Annotated in this window: 14 protein-coding genes; 10 read left to right on the top strand and 4 right to left on the bottom strand. The window is 73.4% G+C overall.

The window, feature by feature from the left end; genetic code table 11:
- The first annotated feature begins 3 nt into the window (after positions 1-3).
- The 7 genes from GA0070606_RS00660 (at position 4) to GA0070606_RS00690 (ending at position 11,391) form a co-directional block, all read left to right on the top strand.
- Complete coding sequence (locus GA0070606_RS00660) at positions 4-3,687, top strand: nitrate reductase subunit alpha (RefSeq protein WP_091094557.1); 3,684 nt, start codon at positions 4-6, stop codon at positions 3,685-3,687.
- Positions 3,687-5,381, top strand: coding sequence for a nitrate reductase subunit beta (narH, locus tag GA0070606_RS00665; RefSeq protein WP_091094558.1), 1,695 nt, complete (start codon positions 3,687-3,689; stop codon positions 5,379-5,381). The genes GA0070606_RS00660 and narH overlap by 1 nt, the downstream gene beginning before the upstream one ends.
- Positions 5,378-6,004 (top strand): nitrate reductase molybdenum cofactor assembly chaperone, encoded by a 627-nt coding sequence (narJ, locus tag GA0070606_RS00670; RefSeq protein WP_091094559.1) that lies wholly within the window; start codon positions 5,378-5,380, stop codon positions 6,002-6,004. The genes narH and narJ overlap by 4 nt, the downstream gene beginning before the upstream one ends.
- A gap of 40 nt (positions 6,005-6,044) precedes the next feature.
- On the top strand, positions 6,045-6,806 hold the full coding sequence (gene narI, locus GA0070606_RS00675; RefSeq protein WP_091094560.1) for a respiratory nitrate reductase subunit gamma: 762 nt from the start codon (positions 6,045-6,047) through the stop codon (positions 6,804-6,806).
- A gap of 33 nt (positions 6,807-6,839) precedes the next feature.
- On the top strand, positions 6,840-8,099 hold the full coding sequence (locus GA0070606_RS00680; protein ID WP_245724512.1) for an MFS transporter: 1,260 nt from the start codon (positions 6,840-6,842) through the stop codon (positions 8,097-8,099).
- A 459-nt stretch (positions 8,100-8,558) separates the two neighbouring features.
- Positions 8,559-9,926, top strand: coding sequence for a glycoside hydrolase family 10 protein (locus GA0070606_RS00685; protein ID WP_091094561.1), 1,368 nt, complete (start codon positions 8,559-8,561; stop codon positions 9,924-9,926).
- A gap of 163 nt (positions 9,927-10,089) precedes the next feature.
- The gene (locus tag GA0070606_RS00690) at positions 10,090-11,391 is read left to right on the top strand and encodes an extracellular catalytic domain type 1 short-chain-length polyhydroxyalkanoate depolymerase (protein ID WP_091094562.1); all 1,302 of its coding nucleotides are present in this window, start codon (positions 10,090-10,092) and stop codon (positions 11,389-11,391) included.
- A gap of 246 nt (positions 11,392-11,637) precedes the next feature.
- On the opposite strand, the gene GA0070606_RS00695 is transcribed toward GA0070606_RS00690, so the two are convergent.
- The 4 genes from GA0070606_RS00695 to GA0070606_RS00710 all read right to left on the bottom strand — a co-directional run bounded on the left by GA0070606_RS00695 (position 11,638) and on the right by GA0070606_RS00710 (position 18,208).
- On the bottom strand, positions 11,638-14,109 hold the full coding sequence (locus tag GA0070606_RS00695) for a low temperature requirement protein A (RefSeq protein ID WP_176737176.1): 2,472 nt from the start codon (positions 14,107-14,109) through the stop codon (positions 11,638-11,640).
- Between the two features lie 508 nt (positions 14,110-14,617).
- On the bottom strand, positions 14,618-14,977 hold the full coding sequence (locus tag GA0070606_RS00700; RefSeq protein ID WP_091094564.1) for a hypothetical protein: 360 nt from the start codon (positions 14,975-14,977) through the stop codon (positions 14,618-14,620).
- Between the two features lie 174 nt (positions 14,978-15,151).
- Positions 15,152-15,742 (bottom strand): TetR/AcrR family transcriptional regulator, encoded by a 591-nt coding sequence (locus GA0070606_RS00705; RefSeq protein ID WP_091094565.1) that lies wholly within the window; start codon positions 15,740-15,742, stop codon positions 15,152-15,154.
- Positions 15,743-15,754: 12 nt separating this feature from the next.
- The gene (locus GA0070606_RS00710; protein WP_091107100.1) at positions 15,755-18,208 is read right to left on the bottom strand and encodes a PEP/pyruvate-binding domain-containing protein; all 2,454 of its coding nucleotides are present in this window, start codon (positions 18,206-18,208) and stop codon (positions 15,755-15,757) included.
- A gap of 244 nt (positions 18,209-18,452) precedes the next feature.
- Here GA0070606_RS00710 and GA0070606_RS00715 point away from each other — a divergent pair, with 244 nt between their 5' ends.
- The 3 genes from GA0070606_RS00715 to GA0070606_RS00725 all read left to right on the top strand — a co-directional run bounded on the left by GA0070606_RS00715 (position 18,453) and on the right by GA0070606_RS00725 (position 20,413).
- Entirely contained in the window at positions 18,453-18,866 is a 414-nt protein-coding gene (locus tag GA0070606_RS00715; protein ID WP_245724513.1) for a septal ring lytic transglycosylase RlpA family protein, read from the top strand.
- A 13-nt stretch (positions 18,867-18,879) separates the two neighbouring features.
- A complete protein-coding gene (locus GA0070606_RS00720; RefSeq protein WP_091094567.1) occupies positions 18,880-19,476 on the top strand; it encodes a cell wall protein in 597 nt (198 codons plus the stop codon).
- A gap of 70 nt (positions 19,477-19,546) precedes the next feature.
- Positions 19,547-20,413, top strand: a complete 867-nt coding sequence (locus tag GA0070606_RS00725; RefSeq protein WP_176737177.1) for a MauE/DoxX family redox-associated membrane protein — start codon at positions 19,547-19,549, stop codon at positions 20,411-20,413.
- Positions 20,414-20,430 lie beyond the last annotated feature (17 nt).

The raw sequence follows: 20,430 nt of genomic DNA on the forward strand, positions 1-20,430 counted from the left end.
CTTATGTCGCGAGCGACCGAAGGTGCCGGACGGGCGCTGCTGGCGGTGGGTGGTCTGGTCCGCCGCGCGGAGGTGTCCGCCGACGGCCGGACGCTGCACCAGATCGGCGGCCGGGAGGCGGACGCGTTCTACCGGGACCGCTGGTCCTACGACAAGGTGGTGCGCTCCACGCACGGCGTCAACTGCACCGGCTCGTGCTCCTGGAAGGTGTACGTCAAGGACGGCATCATCACCTGGGAGCAGCAGCAGACCGACTACCCCAGCGTCGGGCCGGACCGGCCGGAGTACGAGCCGCGCGGCTGTCCCCGGGGCGCCGCCTTCTCCTGGTACACCTACTCCCCCACCCGGGTGCGGTACCCGTACGCGCGGGGCGTGCTGGTGCAGATGTACCGGGAGGCCAAGGGCCGCCTCGGTGACCCGGTCGCCGCGTGGGCGGAGATCCAGGCCGATCCCGAGCGCCGTCGCCGCTACCAGAAGGCGCGCGGCAAGGGCGGCCTGGTGCGCATCGGCTGGGACGAGGCGCAGGAGATGATCGCCGCCGCGCACGTGCACACGATCGCCGAGTACGGACCGGACCGGGTCGCCGGCTTCTCTCCGATCCCGGCGATGTCGATGGTGTCGCACGCCGTCGGCGCCCGGTTCGTCTCCCTGCTCGGCGGGTCCATGCTCTCCTTCTACGACTGGTACGCGGACCTGCCGGTGGCCTCCCCGCAGGTCTTCGGCGACCAGACCGACGTGCCCGAGTCCGGCGACTGGTGGGACGCCTCCTACTTCGTCATGTGGGGCTCCAACGTGCCGGTGACCCGTACACCCGACGCGCACTGGATGGCCGAGGCGCGCTACCGGGGCCAGAAGGTCGTGGTGGTCAGCCCGGACTTCGCCGACAACGTGAAGTTCGCCGACGAGTGGATGCCCGCCCAGCCGGGCACCGACGGCGCCCTGGCGATGGCGATGGGGCACGTGGTCCTCAAGGAGTTCTTCGTCGACCGGCGCACCCCGCGCTTCGTCGACTACGTGCGCCGCTTCACCGACCTGCCGTTCCTGGTGACGCTGGAGCCCGGCGCGGACGGCGCGTACCGGCCGGGCAAGTTCCTCACCGCCGAGGACCTGGGCGAGAGTGGGAAGGAGGCGGCCTTCAAGACGGTGCTGTGGGACTCGGTCACCGACGCGCCCGCCGTGCCGCGCGGCAGCCTCGGGCACCGCTGGGGCGAGCGGGACGGGCAGTGGAACCTCGACCTGGGCGAGGTGGAGCCGGCACTGACCTGCCTGGCCGCCGGCGACGCGGTCGAGGTGGAGCTGCCCCGCTTCGACACCGACACCCCGCAGGTGCTGCGCCGGGGCGTGCCGACCCGGCGCGTCCGGCGGGCGGGCGCGAGCGGCGAGATCGTCGTGACCAGCGTGTTCGACCTGCTGCTGGCCCAGTACGGGGTGGCCCGCGACGGGCTGCCCGGGCAGTGGCCGGCGGGCTACGACGACGTCGCGTCGCCGTACACGCCGGCGTGGCAGGAGCCCATCACCGGGGTGCCGGCGGCGCAGGTCGCCCGGGTGGCGCGCGAGTTCGCCGACAACGCGGAACGCTCCGGCGGCCGGTCGATGATCCTGCTGGGCGCCGGCACCAACCACTGGTTCCACTCCGACGCCACCTACCGGGCGATCCTGGCGCTGGTGACCCTCACCGGGTGCCAGGGCGTCAACGGCGGCGGCTGGGCGCACTACGTCGGGCAGGAGAAGTGCCGCCCGGCGACCGGCTGGGCGCAGCTCGCGTTCGGCCTGGACTGGGTGCGCCCGCCGCGGCAGATGATCGGCACCGCCTTCTGGTACGTGCACACCGACCAGTGGCGCTACGACACGTACTCCGCCGACGTGGTGGCCTCGCCGACCGGCACGGGCGCCTTCGCCGGCAAGCACACCATGGACCTGCTGGCCCAGTCGGCGCGCTCGGGCTGGATGCCGTCGATGCCGACGTTCGACCGCAGCCCGCTCGACCTGGCCGACGAGGCCCTGGCCGCCCGCCCCGACGACCCGGGCGGCTGGGTGGCCGAGCAGCTCGGCGAAGGGCGGTTGCGCTTCGCCTGCACCGACCCGGACGCGCCGGAGAACTGGCCGCGCGTGCTCACCGTGTGGCGGGCCAACCTGCTCGGCTCGTCGGCGAAGGGCAACGAGTACTTCCTGCGGCACCTGCTCGGCACGGACGCCAACCTGCGCGCCGACGAGGCCCCGGAGGAGCTGCGGCCGAAGGACGTGACCTGGCGGGAGGAGGCGCCGGAGGGCAAGCTCGACCTGCTGCTGTCGCTGGACTTCCGGATGACCTCCACGACGCTCTTCTCCGACGTCGTGCTGCCGGCCGCCACCTGGTACGAGAAGCACGACCTGAGCAGCACCGACATGCATCCCTTCGTGCACGCGTTCACCCCGGCGATCAACCCGCCGTGGCAGACCCGCACCGACTTCGACGCCTTCCACGGCATCGCCCGCGCGTTCTCGACGCTGGCGGAGCGGCACCTCGGCGTACGCAGGGATCTCGTCGCGGCGCCGCTGCTGCACGACACCCCGGACGCGATGGCGACCCCGCACGGCCGGGTGCGCGACTGGGCGGCCGAGGGTGAGACGCCGGTGCCCGGCCGCACGATGCCGAAGCTGCTGGTGGTGGAGCGCGACTACGGCGCGGTCGCGGACAAGCTGGCCGCGCTGGGCCCGCTGATGGACACGCTCGGCACGTCCGGCAAGGGCGTGGCGGTCGACGTCACGCCGGAGGTCGCGTACCTGCGGCGCAAGAACGGCGAGGTGCGCGGCGGGGTGGCCGACGGGCGGCCGTCGCTGGCGACGGACGTGCACGCCTGCGAGGCGATCCTCGCCCTCTCCGGCACCACCAACGGCCGCGTCGCCACCGCCGGCTTCCGCGACGTGGAGAAGCGCACGGGCGTACGCCTGGCGGACCTGGCGGCCGAGCACGAGGGCAAGCAGATCACCTTCGCCGACACCCAGTCCCGCCCGGTGCCGGTGATCACGAGCCCGGAGTGGTCGGGCAGCGAGCACGGCGGTCGCCGCTACTCGCCGTTCACCATCAACACCGAGCGGCTCAAGCCGTGGCACACGCTCACCGGGCGGCAGCACTTCTTCCTCGACCACGACTGGATGCACGAGGCGGGCGAGGCACTGCCGATCTTCCGCCCGCCGCTGGACATGCACCGCCTCTTCGGCGAGCCGAGACTCGGCCGTAACGGCGAGTTGGAGATCACCGTCCGGTACCTCACGCCGCACTCGAAGTGGTCGATCCACTCGGAGTACCAGGACAACCTGCTGATGCTGACGCTGTCGCGCGGCGGGCCGACGATGTGGATGAGCGAGGCCGACGCCGCGAAGATCGGCGTACGGGACAACGAGTGGATCGAGGCGGTCAACCGCAACGGCGTCGTGGTCTGCCGGGCCGTGGTCACCCACAAGATGCCCGAGGGGACGGTCTACATGTACCACGCCCAGGAACGGGTGATCGACGTGCCGAAGGCGGAGGTCAACGGCCGGCGCGGCGGCATCCACAACTCGCTGACCCGGCTGCTGGTCAAGCCCACGCACCTCATCGGCGGGTACGCCCAGTTGTCGTTCGCGTTCAACTATCTCGGGCCCACCGGCAACCAGCGCGACGAGGTCACCGTGATCCGCCGCCGTTCGCAGGAGGTGCAGTACTGATGCGCGTGATGGCCCAGATGGCGATGGTGATGAACCTCGACAAGTGCATCGGCTGCCACACCTGCTCGGTGACGTGCAAGCAGGCGTGGACCAACCGGTCCGGCGTCGAGTACGTCTGGTTCAACAACGTGGAGACCCGGCCCGGCCAGGGCTACCCGCGCACGTACGAGGACCAGCAGCGGTGGCAGGGCGGCTGGGTGCGTACCCGCTCGGGGAAGCTCAAGCCCCGCTCGGGCGGCCGGTTGAAGAAGCTGTTCGGCATCTTCGCCAACCCGAAGCTGCCGTCCATGCGGGACTACTACGAGCCGTGGACGTACGACTACGAGCACCTGCTCACCGCGCCGGCCGGTGACGACACGCCCGTCGCCCGGCCGAAGTCCCTGCTCACCGGCCAGGACACGAAGATCACCTGGAGCGCCAACTGGGACGACTCGCTCGCCGGCGGCAACGAGATCGCCGCCGGCGACCCCGTGCTGGCGAAGGTCTCCGACCAGGTGAAGCAGGAGTTCGAGAAGACCTTCATGTTCTTCCTGCCGCGCATCTGCGAGCACTGCCTCAACCCGTCCTGCGCGGCGTCCTGCCCGTCGGGGGCGATCTACAAGCGGGCCGAGGACGGCATCGTGCTGGTCGACCAGGACCGCTGCCGGGGCTGGCGGATGTGCGTGACCGGCTGCCCGTACAAGAAGGTCTACTTCAACCACCGCACCGGCAAGGCCGAGAAGTGCACGTTCTGCTTCCCGCGCATCGAGATCGGCCAGCCGACCATCTGCTCCGAGACCTGCGTGGGACGCCTGCGCTACCTGGGGCTGATGCTCTACGACGTCGACCGGGTCGCCGAGGCCGCGGCCGTCAAGGACGAGGACGACCTCTACGCCGCGCAGCGTTCGGTCTTCCTCGATCCGCACGACCCGGCCGTGGTCGAGGCCGCGCGGGCCGCCGGCATCCCCGAGGACTGGATCGACGCCGCCCGACGCTCCCCGATCTGGGACCTGATCATGAAGTACGAGGTGGCGTTGCCGCTGCATCCGGAGTACCGGACCATGCCGATGGTCTGGTACATCCCGCCGCTGTCGCCGGTGGCCGACGTGCTGCGCGACACCGGCCACGACGCGGAGGACGCGGGCAACCTCTTCGGCGCGATCGACGCGCTGCGCATCCCGGTGGAGTACCTCGCCGAGCTGTTCAGCGCCGGCGACCCCGCCCCGGTGCGCGCCGTGCTCAACCGGCTCGCGGCGATGCGGTCGTACCAGCGCCGGATCAACCTGGGCGAGGCGCCCGACGAGTCGATCGCCGCCGCCGTCGGCATGACCGGCGAGCAGATGGACGAGATGTACCGGCTGCTGGCCATCGCCAAGTACGAGCAGCGCTACGTCATCCCGACCGCGCACGCCGAGGACGCGCACCGGCTGGAGAAGATCGCCACCGAGTGCAGCCTCGACTACGAGGGCGGCCCGGGCATGGGCGGCGGCGGCCCGTACGGGCAGGGTCCCTTCGGGGAGTCGTCGGGCACGCCGGTGCCGGTGCAGGTGGAGACCTTCCACATGCTGCGCGACCGGCAGACCGCCGACGCCTTCACCGACCCCGGCGACGGGCCACGCCGGGTCAACCTTCTCAACTGGGACGGCAAGGGCACCCCGAAGGGGCTCTTTCCGCCCCGCCCCCGCGATCCGGAGCAGGAGGAGGGCGCACGATGAGCGAGCCCACCTGGCGGGCGGTGGCGGCCCGGGCCGCCTCGCTGCTGCTGCGTTACCCCGACGACGAGGTCATGGCGGCGCTGCCGGTGCTGCGCGCCGCCCTCGACGAGCTGCCGGCGGCGGTCGCCGGGCCGCTGCGCGAGGTCGTCGCGCACCGCGAGCGCACCGAGCCCGGCCGGCTCCGGGCGGAGTACGTCGAGCTGTTCGACTTCCGCCGCCGCTGCTGCCTGCACCTGACCTACTACACCTGTGGCGACACCCGCAAGCGGGGCGAGGCCCTCGTCGGCTTCACCGCCGCCTACAAGCGGGCCGGCCTGGAGGTGGTCGACGGCGAGCTGCCCGACTTCCTGCCCGCGGTGCTCGACCTGTCCGCCGTGGACGACGGCGGGTGGCGGCTGCTGCGCGACAACCGGGTCGGCCTGGACCTGCTGGTGGCGGCGCTGGAGCGGGAGGAGTCCGGCTACCGGAACGCGGTGGCCGCCGTCCGGGAGACGCTGCCGCCCGCCGGGCCGGCCGACCTCGCCGCGGCCGCCCGGCTGGCCCGGACCGGCCCGCCGGTCGAGCAGGTCGGGCTGGAGCCGTTCGGCCTCGTGGACACCGCCACCACGGGAGGCCGCCGGTGAGCGCCCGGAGCACCGCCACCGCGAACGGAGGGCAAGACCGATGAACACGCTGCTGTGGGTCGTGTACCCGTACCTGTCCCTGGTGGTCCTGGCCGGTGGGCTGATCTGGCGCCACCGGTACGACAAGTTCGGCTGGACCACCCGGTCGTCGCAGCTCCACGAGAGCGCCATCCTGCGCTGGGGCAGCCCGATGTTCCACTTCGGGGTGCTCATGGTCCTCGTCGGACACGTGGGCGGCCTGCTGGTCCCGAAGGCGTGGACCGAGGCGGTCGGCGTCACCGAGCACACGTACCACCTGATGGCCGTGTTCATCGGCACGGTGGCCGGCTTCTGCACCCTGATCGGGCTGGGCATCCTCGTCGCCCGCCGGCGGCTCACCGGGCCGGTCTTCGCCGCCACCACCCGCAACGACAAGGCGATGTACGTGGTGCTCGCCGGCGTGATCGTGCTCGGCCTCTGGGCCACCGTGCGCGCCAACGTGTCGGGGCCCGGCTACGACTACCGGGAGACGATCTCCCCGTGGTTCCGGTCGCTGTTCTACCTCAGCCCGGACCCGGAGATCATGGCCGCCGTGCCGGTGGCCTTCCAGATCCACATCCTGGCGGCGTTCGCCCTCTTCGCGTTCTGGCCGTTCACCCGCCTGGTGCACGCGTTCAGCGCCCCGGTCGGCTACGTCACCCGCCCGTACGTCGTCTACCGCAGCCGCGACGACCGGCCCGGGCTGCGGCCGAGCCGGCCCGGCTGGGAGGGCCCGCCGACGCTGCCCACCCCGCGCGGCGACCGCAGCCGCTCGGGCCGGTGAGCGCCGTACCCGCACGATTCGACGGAGGCAGCCATGAGCATCGCGCGTGACGGAGAGTCGACCCGGACCATCCCGGCGGCGGACGCGTCCTCCGCCGCCGCCGCTGGGGCGCCGACGACGGGCAGGTCCGGCGCCGCGACCCAGCTCGTCCTGGCCACCCTCGGCTTCCTGGTCAACTTCTGGGGCTGGGCGCTGCTGGGCCCGCTCGGCCCGGGCATCAAGGAGCGCCTCGACCTCAGCTTCACCGCGCAGTCCCTGCTGGTGGCCGTGCCGGTGGTGGTCGGGTCGCTGGGCCGCGTCCCGGTGGGCGCGCTCACCGACCGCTACGGCGCTCGGGTGGTCTTCCCGCTGGTCACACTCGCCACGATCGTGCCGGTGCTGACCCTGAGCGTGGTGTCGTCCTATCCGGCGCTGCTCGTGACCGGCTTCTTCCTCGGCATCGGCGGCACCGCCTTCGCCGTCGGCGTTCCGCTGGTCTCCGGCTGGTATCCGCCCGCGCGGCGCGGCTTCGCGATCGGCGTGTTCGGCATCGGCATGGGCGGCACCGCGATCGCCAACTTCACCACCGTCCGGCTCGCCGACGCCTACGGCGACCGGGCCCCGTTCCTGCTCGTGGCCGCGATCCTCGCCGCCTACGCGGTCGTGTCGTTCCTGCTGCTGCGCGACGCCCCGGGCCGGGTCCGACCGACCGGCTCGGCCTGGCGACGCCTCGCCACGGTCGGCCGGCTGACCGTCACCTGGCAGCTCTGCTTCCTGTACGCGGTCGGCTTCGGCGGGTTCGTCGCCTTCAGCGTGTACCTGCCGGCCTACCTGCGCACCACCTACGACCTGAGCGCCGCGGACGGCGCGTTGCGTACGGCCGGCTTCGTGGTCCTCGCCGTCCTCGCCCGACCGGTGGGCGGCTGGCTCTCCGACCGGCTGCACCCGGTGCCGGTGCTGGTGTGGTGCTTCGGCGGGGTGGCCGCCTTCGCGGTGGTGCAGGCCTTCGAGCCCGTCCTGATGCCCGTGGCGACCGTCGCGCTGCTCGGCATGGCGGTGCTGCTCGGCGCGGCCAGCGGCGCCGTGTTCGCTCTCGTCGGCAAGGTCGCCCCCGCCGACCAGGTGGGCGCGGTCACCGGGCTGGTCGGTGCCGCCGGTGGCCTCGGCGGGTTCGTCCCGCCGCTGGTGATGGGCTGGGTGTACGGCGTGCAGGGCTCGTACGCCATCGGTCTGATGCTGCTCTCCGACGTCGCGCTGGCGGCGGCGGTGTTCACGGCGGTGAAGATGGGGGGCCTCGCCAGGCGCGACGTCTGACCGCACGACAGGCGCCGACCCGGTCGGCGTGCCCGGCCCGGCCGCTCGCGGCCGGGCCGGCCTCGTCGTGGGCCGGCCTCGTCGTGGGCCGGCACGGGACGTCCGGGGGCAGGCCCGCTCGCCGCGTGCGTTACGGAAACCGTCCCGGAACATCCGGCCGCCCGACGCCTCGCACCCTCCCCCGGCTACTCCGCCGGCGTTCGTGGCCTTGATCGAGCATTGTGGTGAGCTGGCTTTTCGCGCGCGGATCCCGACGCGACGCCCGACTTAGCTATCGTTAGTTTTCCGGAAATTGTTGCTCGCCGATGCGTGGCGCTGCCATACTCCACATCCATTGAGGTCGATGGCAACGGCCGGCGTCCCTCCGGGCACGTCCGGCCGGGCGGCTCGGCCCGGCACCCCCACCACACCGGCCCGCGCCCACCGCGGACGCGGACCGACCCCACAGGAGGAGCGACGATGATCGAGAGGCATCATCGGGACACCCGTCCGAGGCCGAGCCCACGAGCGCGCGGCGCCCTGGTCCTGACCGCCGTGGGCCTGCTCGCCGCGGCCGGCGCGATGGTCGTGCCCGGCTCGGCCAACGCCGGCACCACGCTCGGCGCGTCGGCGGCGGAGCGGGGGCGCTACTTCGGCGCCGCCGTGGCCGCCAACAAGCTCGGCGACAGCACCTACGTCACGATCCTGAACCGCGAGTTCAACTCCGTGACACCCGAGAACGAGATGAAGATCGACGCCACCGAGCCGCAGCAGGGGGTGTTCACCTTCGCCAACGCGGACCGGATCGTCAACCACGCCCGCAGCCGGGGCATGAGCGTGCGCGGGCACACCCTGGCCTGGCACTCCCAGCAGCCGGGCTGGATGCAGAACATGAGCGGCAGCGCGCTGCGCCAGGCGATGCTCAACCACGTCACCCAGGTGGCCGCCCACTACCGCGGTCAGGTCGTCGCGTGGGACGTGGTGAACGAGGCGTTCGCCGACGGCGGCAGCGGCGCCCGACGCGACTCCAACCTCCAGCGCACCGGCAACGACTGGATCGAGGCCGCGTTCCGGGCCGCCCGCGCCGCCGACCCCGGCGCGAAGCTCTGCTACAACGACTACAACACCGACGACTGGACGCACGCCAAGACCCAGGCCGTGTACGCCATGGTCCGCGACTTCAAGCAGCGTGGCGTGCCGATCGACTGCGTCGGCTTCCAGTCGCACTTCAACAGCGGCTCGCCGTACCCGGGCAACTACCGCACCACGCTGTCCAGCTTCGCCGCCCTCGGGGTCGACGTGCAGATCACCGAGCTGGACATCGCCGGGGCCTCGCCCACCACGTACCGCAACGTGGTCAACGACTGCCTGGCCGTCTCCCGGTGCACCGGCATCACCGTCTGGGGCATCCGCGACAGCGACTCGTGGCGCGCCTCCGACACGCCCCTGCTGTTCGACAACGGCGGCAACCGCAAGCCGGCGTACGACGCGGTCCTGGCCGCCCTCAACAACGGCACGCCGCCGCCGACCAGCACCCCGCCGCCGACCACCGGCCCGACGACCCCGCCGCCCGGGGGCAGCTGCACCGCCACCCTGCGCGACGGCACGCGCTGGGGCGACCGGTTCAACAGCGAGGTCGTGGTCAACGGGGCGACGAGCTGGACGGTCGTCGTGGCCGTGACGCCCCCGCAGAAGATCTCCGCCACCTGGAACGGCTCCCCGAGCTGGGACACCAGCGGAAACGTCATGACCATGCGGTCCAACGGCAGCGGCAACGTCTTCGGGTTCACCACGATGGCCAACGGCAACTGGACGCGCCCGCAGGTACGGTCCTGCACGGCCTCCTGACCAGCGAGCGGCCGGCCCCGGGGTGGCGGCGTCCCGTCGCCCCGGGGTCTCCGGCTCCCCGCCGTCCCGACGGCCCCGGTCGAGCGGTGGACCGCGGCGAGACCGGGCCGCTCCGCGAACCGCTGGCGCCGCCCTGTCCGCCGCCCTTCTGGAGGAACCAGCCATGAGAACGAAGATCAGACTGCTCGGCGCCGCCCTGGCGACCGCCGCGCTGACGGCGCTGGCGGCCATGACCGTCACCGCGCCGGCGTCGGCCGCGGCGCTGACCGAGGTCACCAACTTCGGCCCCAACCCGAGCAACCTGCGCATGTACCTGTACGTGCCGGACACCGTCGCGCCGCGCCCGGGCCTGCTGGTCGCCGTGCACTACTGCACCGGCACGGGCCCGGCCTTCCACTCGGGCACCCAGTTCGCGGCGTTGGCCGACCGGTACGGCTACATCGTGGTCTACCCGTCCGTGACCCGCAGCAGCCAGTGCTTCGACGTCTCGTCCCCGCAGGCGCTGCGCCGCGGCGGCGGCAGCGACCCGGTGGGCATCATGTCCATGGTCGACCACGTGCGGCAGCGGTATGCCGTCGACCCGGCCCGGATCTTCGCCACCGGCGTCTCGTCCGGAGCCATGATGACGAACGTCCTGCTGGGGCTCTATCCCGACGTGTTCAGTGCCGGCGCCGCCTTCGCCGGCGTGCCCTTCGGCTGCTTCGCCACCACGAACGGCTCGGAGTGGAACAGCGAGTGCGCCAACGGCCAGGTCACCAGGACCCCGCAGCAGTGGGGCGACCTGGTGCGCGGCGCGTACCCGGGCTACGTCGGCAGGCGACCACGGATGCAGCTCTGGCACGGCACGAACGACGAGGTCCTGCGCTATCCCAACTTCACCGAGGAGATCAAGCAGTGGACCGACCTGCACGGGCTGACCCAGACCCCGACCCGCACCGACAGCCCGCAGGCCGGTCACACCCGCACCCGCTACGGGGGCAGCGGCGGCACCGCGCCGGTCGAGGCGATCAGCATGCAGGGCGTCTCGCACAACCTGCCGGTCGACGCCGCCCAGGCGATCCGCTTCTTCGGCCTCGACGCGACCACGCCGCCGCCCAGCACGCCGCCGCCGAGCAGCCCGCCGCCCAGCGAGCCCCCGCCGCCCGCCGGTGCCTGCCGGGTGGCGTACGCGGTAAACGCCTGGAACACCGGCCTGACCGCGTCGGTGACCATCACGAACACCGGCGGCACCACGGTCGACGGCTGGCAGTTGGCCTTCACGCTGCCGGGGGGACAGCGCATCACCGGCGGCTGGAACGCCACCTACTCCCCGACCGGCGGGGCGGTGACGGCGCGCAACGTCGCGTACAACGCGACCATCGCGCCGAACGCGTCGGTGAACATCGGCTTCCAGGCCACCCATGCCGGTGACACCGGCGGGCCGACCTCGTTCGCGCTGAACGGCTCGACCTGCGCCGTCACCTGACCCGCCCGGGCGGCGGCGGGTGGCGACCGCAGGGGCACGCCCGCCGCCACCCGGCCCGACGGGGCGACCGCCGCCACGGCTCCGGCCCGACAGCCCGACATCCGCCCGGCTCCGGCCCGGCGGGCGACCGCCGCCACGGCCACGGCCCGCAGCCCGGTGCCCGACACGGCAGCGCGGTCGCCGCAGGGCAGCGCGGTCGCCGCAGGGCAGCGCGGTCGCCCTGGCGCGGTCGCCGTGGCGCGGCGGTCAACGCCGGTGCGGCGGGGACGACTCCTCGACCAGCGGATCGTCCGCCACGTCGCGCAGTTCGCGGATGCCGACGGCCTCGGCCGCCGTGAACGCGGTCAGCACGGCGGCGAGGACGGCCAGCCCCGCCAGCCGGGACACCACGGTGGTGACGACCATCAGGGCCAGCAGCGTCGCGATCATGGCCAGCCGGCGGCGACGGAAGCGGTGCCGGATGCGCCACCAGAAGGCCTTGTCGCCGACCAGGAACACGATCACGCCCCCGTAGAGGGTGAGGTGCGACATGCTCCACCCGGCGGCCGTGTCGATCCGCTCGATCTCCGCCACCGTCTTGCGCAGCCCGAGCGCGACCAGCACCACCCCGATGATCATCGCTAGGTGCGTGTACACGTACGCCTCGAGCGCCAGCCGGCTGCGGTCACCGTCCTGCAGGCTCTGCAGCCTGCGCTGCCCCGCCGTGGCATCGACGTCGAAGTACACCCACCACAGCATCGCGACCACCACCAGGCCGAGCACCGTGGCGCCGATCATGGGCGCGGAGACCGCCCGGTTGCTCACCGACGCGCCGGTCGAGACGATGGCACCGCCGAGCGCGACGAGGATGATCAGCCCGAACCGGTCGGCCCAGTGCTCGGCCGAGCGGATCGGCCAGTGCCGGGCGTTCAACAGGTAGCCGCTGCCGAGGTCGACGACGACTGCGGCCACCCAGAGGCCGGCCCGCAGGGCCGCGAACCTCCCCGGATCCTCCGGCGGCAGCGGCACGGAGGCGGCGTAGAGCAGCACCAGCGCCACCACCGCCGGAACCGCGAGCCGCACGACCTGGCCCCGGAACACCCGGTCCTTCCTGGCGAGCATCCAGAACGCGGCGATGTTGAGCGCCCGCGCGATGCCGTAGCACGTCACGAAGACCACCGGTCCGGGCAGGCCGCCGGACATGTCGTCGAAGATCACGGGCACCGCGACGGCGATCACGAGGATGCTCGCCGCGGCGCCGAGGAGCAGCAGTCGGACGAAGGCGCTCTCGGTGCGCAGCGCGCTGCCGAGCCAGGCGTAGCAGCACCACGCCCACCACACCAGCACGAGCAGCGCGATCCCCTCGGCCAGAGCGCGCCAACCAGTCCGCACGGTCATCAGCTGAGTGACCTGGAGAAAGGCGAAGACGAAGACCAGGTCGAGGAAGAGTTCCTTGGGCGTGACCCCGCTGAGGCGCTCGGTCACCGGTTCGATCCTGCGGTGCAGCGCCCGGTGCCGCAGCCGGAAGACCGTGCGGTCGAGCAGGACCAGGCTGACCACCGCGGCGGCCAGCAGCCCGAGTTCGACCACCACCGGCGTGTGCGCCGCCACCGGGGCGAGGGCCAGCACCAGGACGAGACCGACGATCGGCCCCCGACCCCAGATGCCCATCGTCCGGCGTTCGAAGACGATCAGGGCGAGCAGGTACAGCGCGACGCCGCCGTAGAGGGCGAACACGCTGAGCGGGGGCTCGGACCGGATCAACTCGAACGCCAGGTCCTCGAACGTGTGCTTGAGCCCGAGGGAGAGCAGGGTCAGCCCGACGATCATCGGCAGGTGCAGGTACGCGTACGCGTCCCGGGCGAGCCGCGCCCGGGCGGCACCGGACGTGTGCTCCAGCGCGTCCTCCGCCGCGAACCGGGCGATGTCGAAGTACGTCCACCACAGGACGCCCACGAGCAGCATGCTGAGCACGGCGCCGCCGACCACCCCCCAGGTGACCGGCGTGCCCGCCCCGACGCTCTGACCCCGACCGGCCGAGATGATGATCTCGCCGAACGCCACCAGGACGATCAGCTGGAATCGCTCGGTCCAGTGTTTGACGGAGCGGACGCGCCACCAGACGACGCCGACGATCCGCACGCCGACGTAGTCGACGACGATCGCGGCCAGCACCAACGCGAACCGGGTCCACTCGCGGGTCTGCTGCCCGTCGTCGCCGAACGCGTCGGTGGGCAGCAGGCCCGCGGCCAGCAGCAGCGGCGCGGAGGCGAGCGGGGGCCACCACGCCTGCAACCGCCGCCGGCGGACGGCGGGGTCCCGCCAGACGGCGACGGTCGCGACCAGGAGCGTGCCGCACCGGACGATCAGGTAACAGGACACGAGCAGCAGCGGCCCGTGCAGCCCGCCGGGCTTGTCGGCGAACGCCTCCTGCAGGGTCACGCCCACGATCAGCACCGCCGCCGCCAGGACGAAGACGACCACGGGCATGACGCCCCGGTCCACGCGCACGGCGTTGCCGAGCCAGGCGTACGACATCCAGCAGGACCAGAGCAGCGCCAGCAGGACCACGCCCTGCAGCAGGCTCTCGACGGTGAGGTCGGCCGCCACCAGGCTGGAGACGGTGATGAACCCGAAGACGAAGATCAGGTCGAGGAAGAGTTCGATCCGGCTGACCGCGCTGGACTCGCCGACCAGCTGGATGCGGCCGGCCGCCACCGTCGGCCCCTTCTCGGTCACGCCCTCACTCTGCCAAGGGCGGACGGGCCGGACAGCGGATCCGCGAAGCGCACCCGGCGGTCGGCAGGCGCCGCCGGGTGGCGGTGCGCCCGGAAGGATCGAGGACGTCACGGTGGCGCGCGGCCCCGCTCCCGGGTAGAAACGCGCCAGGCGAGGCGGGAAAGCGCTCTCACGGCCCGCACCCCCACCCTTCGGGAGGCGGGTCGAGGCCGGCACGACCCGGGTCGGCGCGCCGGTCCACCTCGCGCGGCACCCGGCGCCCTGAGAGACGTCGGCGCGGGTCGAGGCCGTCGGGCCGGGGCCCGCGCCAGCGCCGCCGGCAAGCCGAGGCCCGCGTCAGCGCCGCCGTCGTGCGGGCGCGGCCGGGATCAGCCGCTGCCGAGCGGGTACCGGTCGTCCCCGCCCGCCGGTGGGCGCCGGTCGTCCCCGCCGGCCGGCGCACGCCGGGCGGGGCGACCCACGCCGCCCCGCCCGGCGGCCCGGAGCCCGCCGGAGCTGTTGCGGTGGATCAGGGGGCGCAGTTGTAGTTGCGCACCGGCTGGGTCAGCTTCTCCTGGGTGCCGAACTTGGCGTAGATCCGCATGTAGCACGGGAACTCGAGGTCGCCGTAGTAGCTCTGGACCGCGTTGTCGTAGTGCGTCGTGCCGCTGTCGGCGACCTGCCAGGCTCCCCCTTCGCCCGACTGGATCTCCCAGTAGACGTCGCCGGAGCAGCCCTGCAGCCCCTGCGAGTAGGCGATCATGTTGGCGCCGTTGTAGATCTCGGACTGCACGAGGGTGCAGCTCGCCGCCTGGGCCGGGGCCGCCGTGGCGAACAGCCCCACGGCCAGCAGGGCTCCCGCTCCGACCGCTGACATCAGCTTGCGCATGACCAGTCTCCTCCATGATGGACGGTAGGTGGTCCACAGGAGCGTAGTCGGTTTGGAGATTAGTTCCAAGGGGATCTTCGATGGGGTCGAAAACTTTTATCTATGCCCCGGAGCGGTCGGCGCGGCGGCGAGCCGCCGGCCCGACCGTTCGCGCGGCCACCCGCGTCGGGTGGGTCACCGGGCCTCCCCGCCGACCGCCGGCCGGAAGACGAGGTCGAGGTGGGCGTCAAGCGCGGCCAGCGCCTGCCCGGTCGTGTAGTGACCGCCGAGCAGGTGGACGCCCAGACCTTCCAGCAGCGCCAGCACCCCGGCCGCGTGCTCGTCGCGGCGAGGGCCCGGAACGAGGCCGGCGACGAAGGCGCGCAGCTGCTCGGTGTCCTCGCGCATGCCGGCGGCGACGTCGGGCCGCACCGCCGCGTACGCGAGGAACGCCAGGGCGACCCGCCCGTCGGCGATCGACTCCTCGGACAGCGGCAGCAGCGCGGCGATCATCGCCCGCAGCAGCAGCCGGGGTTCGGGGTCGGCGCCGAGACCGGCGATCGCGTCGGTGACCCGCGCCTGGCTGCGCTCCCGCACGACCGTCATGGCGAAGGCCATCATCTCGTCCTTGGTGCGGAAGTAGTGCTGGACCATGCCGGGCGAGACGCCGGCCTCGGTCGCCACGTGGCGCAGGCTCACGGCCTCCAGGCCCTGACGCGCGGCGACGCGCATCAGGGCGGACGCGATCAGCGTGCGCCGTTCGTGGCGGTCGACCCTCTTCGGCATGGGCCCATGCTGTCACGGGCTGGTCGCGCCGCCGACCAGCGGCGGTTCCGTGGCCCGCGCGGGTGCGGGGTGGAGGGTCACCGTCCCCACGGCGGCGTCCACGGTGACGAGCTGACCGGTCCGGATCCGGGCGGTGGCGTCCGGGACGCAGATGACGGCGGGAATGCCGTACTCCCGGGCGACGGTCGGGCCGTGCGCCATCACCGCTCCCGTCTCGGTGACCAGCGCGGCGGCGGTGAGGAACAGCGGCGTCCACCCGGGGTCGGTGGTGGGCGCGACCAGGACGTCGCCGGGTTCGACGTGGGCGGTGGCCGGGTCGTGGACGACCCGGGCCGGGCCGGTGGCCCGCCCGGCCGCCGCGCCCACGCCCCGCAGCGCCCCGTCGGGGGTCGGCGCGGGTGGGAGGACGGCCTCGACGTCGGTGCCGTCGGAGAGCAGGGCCACCGGGACGGCCGGGCGGCGCAGCTCCCGGCGGTGGGTCGCGCGGCGCGCGGCCACCGTCGACCGGTGGTCGGCGCCGTCGTGCACGGCCGTGTGTGCCTCGTCGAGGGTCAGGAACATGATGTCGCCGGGGTCTGCCAGCAGGCCCCGCCCCGCCAGCTCGGCGCCGACGAGCAGCAGTTGCCGGCGCATCTCCCGCAGCCGGTAGAGTCCCGCGAACTTGCCGGCCTCCCGCAGGCCGGCAAGCATCCTGGCCCGGCGCAGGAGGAACCCGGCGATCCGGCCACGGACCGGCCGGCGCCGGCGGGCCCGGGCGACGAGCTGCGCGCAGGTCGCCTCGGCGGTCGCCGCGGCGCGGGCGAAGCGCCGGTCCGGGGCCTGCTCCGGATCCGTGACGCGCAGGTAGTTGGCGATCATGGCGAAGACCGGCGTGGGGTCCTCGTCCCAGCGCGGCACCCCGAGGTCGACCTCGGCGGCGGCGCGGTGCCCGTAGCGGTCCAGGAACGCGGCCAGGCCGACGTCGGGCAGCGTCCCCCGCGCGTACGCCGCCGCCAGCTCGCGCGGTGGGGTGGTCAGCAGCAGTTCCCGGTGCTCGCCGGCCTGCCTGCTCAGCCGCCACAGCGCCAGGTCCATCTCGATGGTGACGTTGTGCGGCATCCCGCCCAGCACCGTGTTGATCTCGTCGGGCTCGGCCACGCCCCGCAGCAGCGAGGCGGGCAGGGTGGCGGCGAGCATCCCGGCGACGATCGGCCAGACGATGTCGTCGGGGCCGGTCGACGGGTCCTCCTCCCGCACGTACCGCAGCCGGTCCGCCGCGGTGCGCAGGTCGGCCGGCGGCACCGAGTCGGCCCGGAGTCGTTCGACCTCGCGGAACAACCGGGCGCGGGCGGCCTCCGGGCGGGCCAGCGCCCGCACGACGCCGGTCGCGGCCCGGGCGGCGGTCCGCAGGGCCGGCCCGGTGGCCGTACGGTCGGGGCGGGCGCCCGGTAGCGGCGCGAAGCGCGGGTCGGCGAGCACGTGCTCCATCACCGCCTGGGCGCGCGGTCCGAAGTCCACCGCCATCAGCTTGACCAGGCGTTTGCGGGTCGAGGGATGGCGGGCGAGGTCGGTCAGGTCGCCGTAGAGGCGCCCGCCGATGTCGGTGATCTCCACCGTGAGGCCGAACGTCGCCAGCATGGCCGCCACCAGGGACTTGAGGCTGGACATGCCCATCGGGGTGGCGGGCTGCCGCATGCCCTGCACGTGGCCGAACTCCAGGTAGACCCGGGGCGCCGGCCGACCGGTCTCCGGTGGCGGCGGAAACAGCGTGGTGACCGGCCTCGACTGGAGCAGCCAGAGCCGGCCCTGCCGGTCGTACGCCCACTCGACGTCCTGCGGGCAGCCGAACCGTTCCTGGAGGCGGCGCCCGGCGTCCCGCAGTTCGTCGAGCCGGGCGGCGTCGAGCAGGCCGGTGGCGGTCGGCGGCGATCCGTCGAGGACGTACCGTTCGACGGCGGCACCGCCGTCCACGACGGCCGTGCCGGGCCCCGCGGCGGCCTCCACCAGCATCTCGGTGCGGCAGCCGGTGAGCGGGTTGGCGGTGAACAGCACGCCCGCGGCTGCCGGTTCGACCATGCGTTGCACGACGACGGCCATCCGCACCGACTCGTGGTCGATCCCGTGGGCTTCGCGGTAGGCGACGGCGCGGGCGCCGTGCAGCGAGCGCCAGCACTCCTCGATCGCCGATAGGACGCCGGCGGTCCCGGTGACGTCGAGGAAGGTGTCCTGCTGGCCGGCGAAGCTGGCGTCCGGAAGGTCCTCCGCGGTCGCGCTGGACCGCACGGCCACCGGCCCGCCGCCCAGCCGCTCGTACGCCCGCTCGACCTCGGCCCGCGGCACGACGCCCAGTTCGTGCGCGGCGGTGGTGACACAGAAGCCGTCCGGCACGCGCTCCCCCGAGCGCGCCATCTCCCCCAGCCGGGCCGCCTTTCCGCCCACCAGGTCGACCATGCTCCCGGTCACCTCGGACAACGTGATCACCTGCATGAACACCCCTTCGCAATACGACCGCATCGTGAACGACGGTACGCCGTTTGCAATGCGAGTGCAATGCAAAGACCGGCGAGATCGACACCGACGACCGGACCCCGCGACGGACGTCGAGGCCGTCGACGTCCGGCCGGATGCAGAAAACCTTCCTGCGATCCATTGACTTCGATGATTTACGCCACAACAATCGGCCTCCATATCGATGGATATCGTTGTTGATCGGTTTCGGAGAGGAGGCATTGTGGTTGCTCTGCGAGGCGAGGTGTCGTGGTTCTGCTGCGGCAACGCCTGGGGTCCCTGCGGCACGGCCGGCGGCGGCGCCTGCGGCACCTGTTCGTCCGGCAACTACCAGCACGCCTGGCCCAACACCTCGGACGCCTGCCTGGCCATCACCCGCCCGCACGCGTGCGGGATCAGCGGGATGAGCCGCCGCGGCTGCGGCTTCCGGCACTACACCACGAACCTCTGCAACGGCGCCCGGGTGGGCACCGCCATCGCCGACTGCGGGCCGCAGACCGACCTGTTCTGCGGCGAGCGCACCTGCTGCGGCTCGGCCTGCGGCAGCAACCGGATCATCGACCTGACCCCGGCGGCGTACAGCGCGATCGCCAGTCTCTCCACCGGGCTCCGCCCCTGCTCGGTCGACTCCGTCTGAACGGGAGGACCCCATGGACCAGACCCTGAGGCGCCGGCGACTGCTCGCCACCGCCGCGCTCGGCGGCGTGGTCGGCGCCACCGGGCTCGGCTCGCTCGCCCCCGAGGCGGCGTTCGCCGCCGAGGCCGCGGCCGTCGAGCCCGGCGCGCCCGACCCGAACTTCGCCGAGGGCCGGATCAGCGCGATCTCCGGCAACATGCTGCTGGTCACCGGCTCGGACACCGTGCTGCACTCGATCCGGATCACCGACGGCACGAGCATCTGGAAGCTGCACCCGACCACGTTCGACCGGGTCGCCGTCGGCGACGGGCTCTACGCCCGCGGCGTCCGCCTGCCCGACGGCACGCTCGCCGCGGACGCGGTCTGGGTCAACATCGTCAACCTGCACGGGCACCTCGCGGCGGTCGGCCGCAACGTGCTGCACCTCGACCACAAGGGCCGCCGGATCGTCGCGCACGTGGTGCCGGACCGGTCCGCCGCGGTCTACAACGGCACCCCGGCCGTCAGCGACCTGTCGCTGCTGCGCGTCGGCCGGCACGTGCAGGTGCTCGGCGCCTGGCATCCGGACACCAACGAGATCGACATCGCGACCGTCTACGCCGCCGCCTGACGGCGCTGCCCGGGGCGGCACGCAGGCGAACCGCCCCGGGGGCGCCTCCGGACCATCCGATGGAGAACCCATGATCGACATGATCGCGGCGCTGCAACCGCTGGTGGTCGGCGCGGTGCTGATCTGGTCCGCCCGCGTGAAGCTCTTCAGCCGGCACGCCGCCGCCGCGGCCGGCCGCACGGCGCTCGCCCGGCTGTTCGGGCAGCGCCGGGCGCTGCCCGCGTACCGGCTGCTCGGCGGCGCCGAGCTGGCCCTCGGCGCGCTGCTCGTGCTGCCGCCCGTCCGGCTGGCGGAGGCGGTCGCGGCGACGGCGCTGGCCGCCGGGTTCCTCGGCTATCTCGCGTACTCCCGCCGGGTCGCCCCCGCCTCCTCCTGCGGTTGCCTGAGCGCCCGGCCGACCCCCGTCTCCGGCCGCGGCCTGGCCCGGGCCGGGCTGCTGCTGGCGGCGGGCGGGCTGGCGGGGCTGGCCGACGGCGGCTGGGCGGGCGCGCTCGCCGGGCGGCCGGCGGCCGGCGCAGCCGTGCTGGCCGCCGAGCTGGCGGCGGTGGTGGCGCTCTCGCCGGAGCTGGACGCCGCCTGGCTGCTGCCGCTTCGCCGGCTGCGCGCCCGGCTGACCCGTCCGCTGCGCGGCGGCACCGGCGTGCCCCTGCTCGCCACCGTGCAGCAGCTCCAGCTCAGCGACGCCTACCGGCGGGTGGCCCCGCTGCTCCGCTCCGACGTGCGGGAGCACTGGGACGACGACGGCTGGCGCTTCGTGGGGCACGCCGCGCGCTTCCGGGGCCGGTCGGCCACCGTGGTGTTCGCCGTGCCGCTGGCCGACCGGCAGCCCGACACCGTACGGGTCGCCGTCGTCGACGACGCCACCGGGCAGACCCTGCTCGGCCTCGCCGCCCCGGCACCGCCCGCCGGCCCTCGGCTCACCGTCACCCCGGTGTGAGCCCGGGCCGGCGGCGG

Origin of the sequence: Micromonospora citrea (assembly GCF_900090315.1) — a bacterium.
GTDB lineage: Bacteria > Actinomycetota > Actinomycetes > Mycobacteriales > Micromonosporaceae > Micromonospora > Micromonospora citrea.